Origin of the sequence: Streptomyces sp. DvalAA-43 (assembly GCF_900091725.1) — a bacterium.
Taxonomy (GTDB): domain Bacteria; phylum Actinomycetota; class Actinomycetes; order Streptomycetales; family Streptomycetaceae; genus Streptomyces; species Streptomyces pulveraceus.
The window spans coordinates 72,913-82,656 of the sequence record NZ_FMBW01000022.1 but is presented as its reverse complement, the minus strand read 5'-3'; the positions used below and the strand labels follow the sequence as shown (position 1 = coordinate 82,656).

The following is a 9,744-nucleotide window of genomic DNA, read 5'->3' as shown; positions in this document are numbered from 1 at the left end:
GGAACGCCGGGGGATCACCGACGAATGGCGCGGCACCAGCGGGGAGTTCCCGCGTGACACGGTTCCCGAGCTGTTCGCCGCCCAGGCCGCCCGTACCCCGGACGCGACCGCTGTCGTCCATGACGGCACCGAGTGGTCGTACGCCATGCTGGACGCGCGGGCCAACCGCATCGCGCACTGGCTGACGGAGAACGGGGCAGGCCCCGGGAACCTCGTCGCCGTCCTGCTCGAACGGTCGCCGGATCTGATCGCCACCCTGCTCGGCGTTCTCAAGTCGGGCGCCGCGTACCTGCCCGTCGATCCCGAGTACCCGGCGCCCCGCGTCGCGCACATGCTCACCGACGCGACGCCGGTCCTGGCGGTGACCACCGCCGCGCTGACGGGGCTGCTCCCGGACGGGACGGACACCCCCGTTCTCGTCCTGGACACGCCCGGCCACCGGTCCGCGCTCGACGCCCTGCCGGACACCGCTGCCGAGGCTGTCGGCACGGGCCGGCCGCTCGACCCCGGCCATCCGGCGTACGTCATCTACACCTCGGGTTCCACCGGCACACCCAAGGGCGTGGTGCTGCCCCACGGTGCGCTGTCGAACTTCCTGGCGGACATGGCCGTGCGGTTCCCGTTGCACGCGGAGGACCGCTGGGTCGCGGTGACCACCGTCGGGTTCGACATCTCCGCCCTGGAGATCTATCTGCCGCTCCTCCACGGGGCCACCCTGGTGCTCGCCGCCCGCGACACCGTCCGCACGCCGGACGCGCTGGCCGACCTCATCAGGGACAGCCGGGCGACCATCGCCCAGGCCACACCGACCCTGTGGCGTGCGCTCGTCGACGTACGCACCGAGGTGCTCGACGGGCTGCGCGTCCTGGTGGGCGGCGAGGCGCTCCCCGCCGACCTGGCCGAGACCCTCGCCGCACACGCGGCGGGCGTCACCAACCTGTACGGGCCGACGGAGACCACCATCTGGTCCACCGCCTCCACCGTGCTCCCCGGCACCCCGCCCGGTCTCGGCGGGCCGATCCTCAACACCCGCACCTATGTGCTGGACGAGCGGCTGGGCCTGGTTCCGCCGGGGGTTCCCGGCGAGCTGTACATCGCGGGTGCCGGGCTGGCCCGGGGCTACCTGGGCAGGCCGGGGCTGAGCGCCGAGCGGTTCGTGGCCGACCCCTACGGCCCGCCCGGGTCGCGGATGTACCGGACCGGGGACCTCGTCTGCCGGACCGACGGCGAGGGGCTGCGGTTCCTCGGCCGCGCCGACCAGCAGGTCAAGATCCGTGGCTTCCGGATCGAGCCGGGTGAGACCGAATCGGTGCTGCGGGAGCAGACCGGGGTGTCCGATGCCGTCGTGGTCGTGCGGGAGGACCGCGCGGGCGATCCACGGCTGGTGGCGTACGTCGTCGCCACGGACGGGACCGGCATCGCCGGGATCCGTGACGCGCTGCGGCAGCGGCTACCGGAACACATGGTGCCGTCGGCGGTCGTGCCGCTCGACGCGCTGCCGATGACCCCCAACGGGAAGCTCGACCGGCGGGCGCTGCCCGCGCCCGACTACACGGCCTCGGCCGGCCGTGCGCCGCGCACACCGAACGAGGACGTGCTGAGCGCCCTGTTCCGTGAAGTGCTCCAGGTCGACCGGGTCGGCGTCGACGACGGCTTCTTCGACCTGGGCGGCCACTCGCTGCTCGGCGCCCGGCTGATCGGCCGGGTCCGCGACGTCCTCGGCCTCGAACTCCCGCTCCGGGCCCTGTTCGAGACACCGACCGTGGCCGGACTGGCACGGCGCCTGGACGGGGACGAGAGCCAGGGCGACGCGTTCGACGTGGTGCTCCCGCTGCGCCCGCAGGGGAGCCGGGCGCCCCTGTTCTGCATCCACCCGGGAGGCGGACTGAGCTGGTCGTACGCGGCTCTGCTTCCGCACCTGGACGCGGACTTCCCGGTGTACGGCATCCAGGCCCGGGGCCTGTCCACTCCCGGATACCTCCCGGGGTCCGTCGAAGAGGTGGCCGACGACTACCTCGCCGAGATCACCCGCATCCAGCCGCACGGCCCGTACTACCTGCTGGGGTGGTCCTTCGGAGGCGTCGTGGCCCACGCGATGGCCGCCAAGCTGCGCGAACGGGGTGAGGACGTACCGTTGCTCGTCCTGCTCGACGCACAGCCCGCCCGCCCCCGGACCGCGGAGGAAGTGGCGGAGGAGGCCGAACTGGACGCGGCCATGGTGTATCTGACGCTCCTCAAGGCGATCGGGGTGGACCCGGACAGCCCGGACGGGGACGAGGAATCCGGGACCGCGCCGGACACGGCGGGCACCCCGCTCACGTACGAGCGGTTCACGCGCCTCGCGCGACAGCACAACTCGGTGTTCGCCGACTTCGAGGAGGAACAGTTCGCCGCCATCCTCCAGGTGATGATCAACGACATCCGGATCAGCCCTGAGTACCGGCACGAGCGGGTGCGGACCGACGCCCTGGTCTTCGCGGCCATGGACAAGCCCAAGGACCTGCTCACCCCGGGCATGTGGGAGGCCCACATCGACGGCGCCATCGATTTCCACGAGGTCGACTGCGAGCACGCCGCCATGGCGACTCCGGATGCGCTGAACGTGATCGGTCCGGTGCTGGCCGACCGGCTCCGGGAGCTCGTCGCCCGGCCGTCGGAGGACACGGGCCAGGACCCGGCGTAGGCGTACACGGGTAAGGGGCCCGGTCGACGGCGGTTTCAAGGAGGTGTTGCGACACTGCTTGGTCTGGCCAGGTGGTGTGCAGATCAGGCGGGCGCTCGGCCGGGGTATCCCGGTCGAGCGTTCTGCGTGGTCGTGCGTCGAGTTCCTGGGCGGCGTGCCCGGCTGATCGAGGGGCGTTCAAGCGTAGGCGTCCTCGACAGCGACTCGTCGCACCGTGCGCAGCGTCGACCGGAGGCTGTCCAGATCGGTTGAGCCCAGGGCGAGGCGGATCGCCTGCGGTGTGTGGACCGAGGTGGTGAACGGTTCGGCCGTGGCCACCGAGATGCGCTGACGGGCGAGGGTGGCGGTCAGACGATCGGCGCGTGCGTCGTCGGGCAGCGGCAGCCAGGTGAAGTAGGACGCGGGGTGGCCGATGAGGGGGAGCCCTGCCAGCTCTTGCCCGGCGAGTACTTGGCGTGCCTTGGCGTCGTCTCGTTTCTGCGCCTCCAAGTGGTCCACCGTGCCGTCGTCGAGCCAGCGGCAGGCGATCGCGGTGGTGAGGGCCGGGGTGTTCCAGGTCGTCGCCCGAATCGCGCGTTCGAGCGACGGCACCACAGACGGCGGGGCGACGACGAAGCCGACCCGCAGACCGGTGGCGACACTCTTGGACAGTCCCGAGACGTAGACGGTGATGTCCGGCGCGGTCGCGGCCAGAGGTGGTGGTGGGTTCTCGACCAGGTAGGCGTAGGAGGCGTCTTCGATGATGAACGGGCCGTGCTGCCGGGCGATCTTGATCAGGCGGGTCCGATCGGTTGCCGGGATGACCCAGCCCAGAGGGTTGTGCAAGGTGGGCATGGTGTAGATCGCGCGCACGGGGCGGGTCGCGCACAGCCTTTCGAGGGCATCGAGATCCGGTCCGTCGGTGGTGGTGGGGATGGGCTCCAGGTCGAGATGGAAGGCGTGCGCGAGCACCTTGAAACCCGGGTAGGTGAGTGCGTCGACCGCGACGACGTCACCGGCGTCGAGCGCGGCCATGACGGTGATGGCCAGGCCGTGCTGCGCACCGTTGGCGATGAGGATCCGGTCCGCGTCGGTGGTGATTCCCCGACGCCTCAGGTGCCGTGCGATCGAGGCTCTGTCCTGGGGGCGCCCTCGATGGGGCTGGTAGCGCAGCAACGAGTCGAGATCGCCGGAGGTGGCCACCTCGCGCAGGGCCTGCCGGAGGAGATCGGCCTGTCCGGGCAGCGACGGATAGTTGAAGTTGAGGTCGACCGCGTCGGTGGCGACGTCCTGTTGGTCGATGCCGTGGCCGGCGGGAACCGCGATGTCACGCACGAACGTGCCGCGACCCTGTTCCCGGCTCACCAGACCCATCGTTTCCAGCTCGGCGTACACCCGGGTCGCGGTCACCACGGCGATGCCCTCACGGGCGGCGAGCCCGCGGTGTGTCGGCAGCCGTACGCCCGCGGCGAGCCGCCCGGTCCGGATGTCGGATGCGAGCGCGTCCACCAGTGATTTGTACCGCGAGGCTGCCATGCACCGAATTGTATGCATGACAATTCTTTGACTGTCCTGTTCGCGGCTCCTTACCGTCAGGACCCACCCACCCACCCGGAAGGACAGCCGCCGTGCACATCGCCATCCTCACCTTCGAGGGCTACAACGAGCTCGACTCCCTGATCGCGCTCGGTGTGCTCAACCGCGTCAAGACCGACGACTGGCGCGTCACCGTCGCCACCCCCGGCCCCAAGGTGACGTCGATGAACGGGGTGGTCATCGAGCAGATGTCCACTCTTGAGGAGGCGTGCGCCGCCGACGCCGTGATCGTCGGCAGCGGCATCGCCACCCGCGAGGTCGTCGAAGACCCGGCGATCATGAACGTCCTGCGCAACCTGGACCCCTCGCGCCAGCTCATCGCGGCGCAGTGCTCCGGCGCGCTCGTGCTGGCCAGGCTCGGCCTGCTCGGCTCCGTCCCCGCCTGCACCGACCTGATCACCAAGCCCTGGGTCATCGCCGCCGGCGTCGAGGTACTCGACCAGCCCTTCTACGCCAAGGACAACATCGCCACCGCCGGCGGCTGCCTGGCCTCGCACTACCTCGCCGCCTGGATCATCGCCCGCCTCCAGGGCAAGGAGGCCGCCGACGGCGCACTGCACTATGTCGCCCCGGTCGGCGAGAAGAGGGAATACACGGAGCGCGCCTGGCGCAACATCACCCCCTACCTGCCCGCTGCCGCACCGGCGCTCGTCTGAACGCCGGTGCGGGAGCGGCGTCGGCCCCGCCGGGGCGAACGGGAAGCGGCTCCCCTTGCGGGACGTTACGAGGCGTCGTCCTTTGCCGCGGCCTCCTTGACCAGTTCAGCGACCAGGGCGATGAACCGGTCGGCGGAGGAGTTGCTGTAGAACTGGCGGGTCGTCACCTTGGGCAGGCCCCGGGACCGCAGCTCGGAGAGCAAGCGCACGACGAGCAGCGAATTGCCGCCCAGCTCGAAGAAGTTGTCGCTCGTCCGCACCGGGACGCCCAGGAGATCCGACCAGACCCCGAGAACGGTCCCGGCGAGTTCGTCACCGATGTCCGGCCCGGTGTCCTGCTCGGGGTCCGGTCCGGTGTTCTGCCCGGTGCCGGGTACGTCTTCGATGCGTGGTGCCGATGGCTCCGTCGAGCCGATCCGGGGCCTGGGCAGCCGGGACGTGTCGAGCTTGCCGTTGAGGGTCAGCGGGATGTCCGGGACCGCGGTGACCGTGGCCGGCATCATGTAGTCGGGCAGCACCCGGCGGGCCGCCTCGAACGCCCGCCTCTCCGTGCCTTCCGCACCGAGCACCACATAGGCGTCGATCCGGGCGCTCGCGGAGTCGCCCGGGGTTTCCTGGTGGAGAGTGACGGCCGCCACCTCGACGCCCGGTGCGGCGAGCAGCACGGAGCGGATCTCGTCCAGTTCGATGCGGTGCCCGCGTACCTTCACCTGGTTGTCGAGGCGGCCGAGGTGGTCGAGCCGTCCGTCCGGCCTCAGCCGCCCCCGGTCCCCGCTGCGGTAGACGCGTTCACCGGTCAGCGGATCGTCGGCGAAGCGCTCGGCCGTCAGCTCGGGGCGGCCCAGATAGCGGTCGGCGACCCCCGCACCACCGACGTGGATCTCTCCCGCCGCGCCGGGCGGCAGCAGCCGGCCGTGGGTGTCGCGTACCGACACCGACCAGCCCGGCAGCGCCCGGCCGACCGACCGGGAGCGAGCCAGCACTTCGGCGGGTGTCACGGTCTGCGCGGTGACATGGACCGTGGTCTCGGTGATGCCGAACATGTTGACGAGCCGGCACCGGCTCGGCGAGTACCGGGTGAACCAGGGGGCGAGCCGTACCACGTCCAGCGGCTCGCCGCCGAAGACGACCAGGCGCACCGCCAGGCCCGCCTCCGGCCCCGACTGCCGGTCCGCCTCGATGAGCTGGCGGAACGCCGAGGGGGTCTGACTCACCACCGTCACCCGTTCCGCGGCCAGGAGCTCATGGAACTCGTCGGGTGCCCGAGCCACCCAGTAGGGGACGACGACCAGCCGTCCGCCGGTCAGCAGAGCGCCCCAGATCTCCCAGACCGAGAAGTCGAAGGCGCTGGAGTGGAACAGCGTCCACACGTCGGCGGGAGTGAGCCCGAGGTCCGGAGCGGTGGCGTCCACGAGCGAGGTGACATTGCGGTGCGGTACCACGACCCCCTTGGGGCGGCCGGTGGAGCCGGATGTGTAGATCACATAGGCGCTTGCCGCGCCCGCGTCCGCCCGCTCCGGGTCCTGGCTGTCCCCTCTGCGGGCGGAGCCCTGCGCGGCCCGGTCGGTGCCGAGTCCCTCCAGCTCCTTGGGGCCGATCACGCGTACGCCGTCGAGCCGGGGGAACGTCTCGGGGTCCCCGATGACCACGCCCACCCCCGCGTCGGACGCCGTGTAGCGCAGGCGTTCCTCGGGATAGCGGCTGTCCATGGGGACGTAGGAGCAGCCCGCCTTGAGCACCGCCAGCAGGGCCACCACGAGCCCGGCGTCGCGGTCCAGGCACACGCCCACCCTGCCGGAGTCCGCACCGAGCGCGGCGAGCCCCTCGGCCATGGCCGCGGCACGTTCGTCCAGCTGGCGGTAGGTCAGCTGCGTCGACTCGTCGGTGAGGGCGATCGCGTCGGGACGGCTGCGGGCCGTCGCGGTGATCCGTCCGTGGATCGTGGCGGGGGTACCGGGCAGGGGTTCGGCGGCGGCGGAGCCGAGCCCGCCCAGGCGCAGGACTTCGGCGGCCTCGGCCGTGTTCAGCAGGCTCACCGCCGAGAGCGGCGAGTCTCCGGGCAACTGTGCGAGCTGATCGGCGACATGGGCGACACGGCCCGCGAACATGGCGCCGATCTCGGGGTCGACATCCCCCTCGTCGAACCAGCAGGTGCCGGTGGCCGAGCCGTCCGGCTGCTGCTCGACGTACAGCGTGACCGGCGCCGGAGGTGCCAGGAACGGCAACTGGCGGACACCGGGCAGGGACCGGCCGAGCACCAGGAGGACCCCGGCGGGCGCGTGTGTCGCGGCGGCGGTGCCGGGCGAACCGGACGTCTCCGAACGGCAGTGTTCGAGATGCCCGGCGATGGAGCCGTCCTCGTCGACGGTGAGGGCGAGGGCGGACGGCTCGCCGGTCGGTGAGTGAGCGGGGACGACGTCGAGACGCACCTGCGGCCGTCCGTCGTAGCAGGCCAGCGCGAGGGAGACCGCCGCGACGGCGCGTGCGTCGCCGGGGACGGTCCCGGCCTCCGGGGCGGGGAGCCGGAACGCGACGCGCTGGAACTCCCCGGCCCTGGCGGGGGTGCCGAGGCCCCACTCCGGGGAGGGCCGGGTCGCGGCGTCCCGCGCCGATGGTGCCGGTGGGATCAGCGGGCCGAAGGCCCCGGTCGCCCGCTCCGGACCGTCGAGCACCTGCGCGGCCAGCCGTGTCAGCGCCTCCCGGGAGATCCGGTCCCGGACCGCCACGAGCACCAGGTCGGCGACGTCGTCGGTGTACTCGACGAGCACGACCCGCACCGGCGGCCCGGCGGGATGCACGGGCCGTTCGGCCTCGGTACGCACCACGGCCGCGCTCCGGGCGTCGTCGGAGGCGGCGGCCGCCCGGCGCGTCCACAGCCGTGGGGTGCCCGTTCCTAGTTGATCCGTCACCGCTCGGGCCAGCCGCCCCTGTGCCTCCGCCACGTCGATCCGGCGCGCGGCGCGGACCACGAGACTGTGGCATGCGCGGCGCAGGTCGGCCGCGCGGGGCGGAATTCGGGATTCCGGACGGGTCGGAGCGGATCGGTCCGCCGTAGCCGCGAACGGCGGGGGAGCGGAGACTGTTACGGCCATGGACGGCCTCCTGCCAGGTGAGAAGGGGGGATGGTCGCGAGGCCGATGTCAGCGGGCGCTGAACCCGCCGTCGACCGTGAGGGCTGTTCCCGTGACCTGCCGGGAGTCGTCCCCGGCGAGCCAGACCGCCGCGCCCGCGACGTCCCGCGGTTCGATGAGCGCGTTCATCGGCTGGTCCCGGACGAACACCTCCTCGTGCTCACCGACCGCCACGTCCAGGGAGCGGGCGATCTCCGAGAGCATCCGGCCCTCGACGAGGGGGTCGTCGCGTACGGAACCGGGGCACAGGGCATTCACCCTCACCCCGAAGGGGGCGTAGTCCAGCGCGGACGCCTTGGTCAGGCCGATGAGCCCGTGCTTGGCGGCGACGTATCCGGCGAAGTGCCGGTAGCCGACCAGACCGGCGGTCGAGGAGACATTGATGACGCTGCCGGCCCGCTGCTCGATCATCTGCGGGACGACGGCCTTGGTCATCCGCCATGCGCCCGACAGATCGATGTCGAGCATGAGCGACCACTCCGCCTCGGTGATCTCATGGGTCTGCTTGCCGGAGGGCGTGGCGATACCGGCGTTGTTCACCAGGATCTGGACCGGCCCGAACCGGTCGAGGGCCTGTCCGGCCGCGTCCGCCACCGCCGCCGGGTCCCGCAGGTCCGCCGCGGCGGTGGCGACGGCGACCCCGTGCTTCTCGCAGAGCGCCGCCGTCTCGGCGAGCTGGGCGGCCGAGCCGAGCGGGTAGGGCACGCCGTGCAGGTCCTCCGCGACGTCGAGCAGAAAGAGATCGGCGCCCTCCTGGGCGAATCGCACCGCGCAGGTGCGGCCGAGACCGCGGGCCGCACCGGTGACGACGGCGGTCTTCCCTCGCAGCAACACGCCGGCCTCAGCCGGCGAGTGTGTCGGAGGTGCCGGATTCCGTACCGCTCGGCTCCGCTTCCGTACCGCTCAGCTCCGCGGAGACGGCGTCCAGGACGCTCTGCGGGGAATCCACGAGATACATGTGGCTGCCCGGGACCTCGCGGTAGGTGAAGCGGCCGGTGGTGGACGCGTTCCAGCCGTGCGCCTGCTCGCGGGAGACGAGCACGTCGTCCGCGCCCCGGAGCGAGGTCACCGGGACGGACAGGGGCTCGTCCGAAGCGGGCTTGTAGTTCTCGTGCATCGCCACGTCCGTCCGCAGGAGGGGGAGCAGGAGCTCGCGCAGATCCGGATCGTCGAACGCCTCGTGCCGGTATCCGGCGAATTCGCCGATGCGGCGGACGAATTCGTCGTCGTCCATTCCCGTGGCCCGTTCGGCCCGCCCGTCCCACGGCCCCGGAGACCCGCTCACGAAGAGATGGCTCAGGCGAGTGCCGCCCAGCAGTTCCACTTCACGTGCCAGTTCATAGGCGAGCACCGCGCCGAGGCTGTGGCCGAACAGACCGAACGGTGCCTGCCGGCCCACGAGGTCGACCACCTTCGGCGCCAGTGCCTTGGCCGCCTCCGCGACATCCTCGTAGGGCTCGTCGAGAAAGAGCTCCTCGCGGCCGGGGAGCTGGAGGGGCACCACCTGGATGCCGTGTGAACGCAACGCGTTCCACGGGCGGTAGAAACCGGCGCCACTGCCCGCGTAGGGCAGGCATATGAGTGAGAACGAAGCTGCCGACATGGACTTCTCAACCTCCTACACGCCACGCCGGGGTCGCGGTGCCCCGGGCACGGCTTCACTTCAGCGGATGTCTGTCGCGGGGACCGAGGCGGGATG

General features: G+C 71.7%; 6 protein-coding genes. 2 read left to right on the top strand and 4 right to left on the bottom strand.

Annotation, left to right across the window (positions count from 1 at the left end):
* The coding region (locus GA0115234_RS04720; RefSeq protein ID WP_141718396.1) for an amino acid adenylation domain-containing protein at positions 1 to 2,683 on the top strand (2,683 nt) is incomplete at its 5' end.
* Between the two features lie 177 nt (positions 2,684 to 2,860).
* On the opposite strand, the gene GA0115234_RS04715 is transcribed toward GA0115234_RS04720, so the two are convergent.
* Positions 2,861 to 4,198, bottom strand: coding sequence for an aminotransferase-like domain-containing protein (locus GA0115234_RS04715; RefSeq protein ID WP_093539563.1), 1,338 nt, complete (start codon positions 4,196 to 4,198; stop codon positions 2,861 to 2,863).
* 92 nt (positions 4,199 to 4,290) lie between these two features.
* Here GA0115234_RS04715 and GA0115234_RS04710 point away from each other — a divergent pair, with 92 nt between their 5' ends.
* A complete protein-coding gene (locus GA0115234_RS04710; RefSeq protein WP_093539562.1) occupies positions 4,291 to 4,914 on the top strand; it encodes a DJ-1/PfpI family protein in 624 nt (207 codons plus the stop codon).
* Positions 4,915 to 4,979: 65 nt separating this feature from the next.
* On the opposite strand, the gene GA0115234_RS04705 is transcribed toward GA0115234_RS04710, so the two are convergent.
* Genes GA0115234_RS04705 through GA0115234_RS04695 form a run of 3 tightly spaced genes read right to left on the bottom strand, consistent with a single transcriptional unit; the run spans position 4,980 to position 9,648 of the window.
* The gene (locus GA0115234_RS04705) at positions 4,980 to 8,006 is read right to left on the bottom strand and encodes a non-ribosomal peptide synthetase (RefSeq protein WP_107405771.1); all 3,027 of its coding nucleotides are present in this window, start codon (positions 8,004 to 8,006) and stop codon (positions 4,980 to 4,982) included.
* 48 nt (positions 8,007 to 8,054) lie between these two features.
* Entirely contained in the window at positions 8,055 to 8,879 is an 825-nt protein-coding gene (locus GA0115234_RS04700) for an SDR family oxidoreductase (RefSeq protein ID WP_093539561.1), read from the bottom strand.
* A gap of 7 nt (positions 8,880 to 8,886) precedes the next feature.
* Positions 8,887 to 9,648, bottom strand: a complete 762-nt coding sequence (locus GA0115234_RS04695) for a thioesterase II family protein (protein WP_093539560.1) — start codon at positions 9,646 to 9,648, stop codon at positions 8,887 to 8,889.
* Between the last annotated feature and the right edge of the window lie 96 nt (positions 9,649 to 9,744).